Here is a 1180-nt window from a genome sequence, read left to right on the forward strand (position 1 = left end):
CGATGTCTAAAGAAAAGTTTGAACGTACAAAACCGCACGTTAACGTCGGTACTATCGGCCACGTTGACCATGGTAAAACAACGCTGACCGCTGCAATCACTACCGTTCTGGCTAAAACCTACGGTGGTTCTGCTCGTGCATTCGACCAGATCGATAACGCACCAGAAGAAAAAGCTCGTGGTATCACCATCAACACCTCTCACGTTGAGTACGACACCCCGACTCGCCACTACGCACACGTAGACTGCCCAGGCCACGCCGACTATGTTAAAAACATGATCACCGGTGCTGCGCAGATGGACGGCGCGATCCTGGTTGTTGCTGCGACTGACGGCCCAATGCCTCAGACTCGTGAGCACATCCTGCTGGGTCGTCAGGTAGGCGTTCCTTTCATCATCGTGTTCCTGAACAAATGCGACATGGTTGATGACGAAGAGCTGCTGGAACTGGTAGAGATGGAAGTTCGTGAACTGCTGTCTCAGTACGATTTCCCGGGCGACGACACTCCAATCGTTCGTGGTTCCGCGCTGAAAGCGCTGGAAGGCGACGCTGAGTGGGAAGCGAAAATCATCGAACTGGCTGGCTTCCTGGATTCTTACATCCCAGAACCAGAGCGTGCGATTGACAAGCCATTCCTGCTGCCAATTGAAGACGTATTCTCCATCTCCGGTCGTGGTACCGTTGTTACCGGTCGTGTAGAGCGCGGTATCATCAAAGTTGGTGAAGAAGTTGAAATCGTTGGTATCAAAGAGACTGCGAAGTCTACCTGTACTGGCGTTGAAATGTTCCGCAAACTGCTGGACGAAGGCCGTGCTGGTGAGAACGTTGGTGTTCTGCTGCGTGGTATCAAACGTGAAGAAATCGAACGTGGTCAGGTTCTGGCGAAGCCAGGCTCAATCAAGCCACACACCAAGTTCGAATCTGAAGTGTACATCCTGTCCAAAGACGAAGGCGGCCGTCATACTCCGTTCTTCAAAGGCTACCGTCCACAGTTCTACTTCCGTACAACTGACGTGACCGGTACCATCGAACTGCCAGAAGGCGTAGAGATGGTAATGCCAGGCGACAACATCAAGATGGTTGTGACTCTGATCCACCCAATCGCGATGGACGACGGTCTGCGTTTCGCAATCCGTGAAGGCGGCCGTACCGTTGGCGCGGGCGTTGTTGCTAAAGTTCT

General features: G+C 52.8%; 1 protein-coding gene. It reads left to right on the forward strand.

Annotated elements, in window-relative coordinates; all coding sequences use genetic code 11:
- Nucleotides 1–2: 2 nt before the first annotated feature.
- Nucleotides 3–1180 (forward strand): elongation factor Tu (tuf, locus tag INF77_RS23060; RefSeq protein WP_049003436.1); only part of this gene is annotated, 1178 nt, incomplete at its 3' end.

The organism is Enterobacter cloacae complex sp. P1B (assembly GCF_014982345.1).
Classification (GTDB): Bacteria; Pseudomonadota; Gammaproteobacteria; order Enterobacterales; family Enterobacteriaceae; genus Enterobacter; species Enterobacter bugandensis.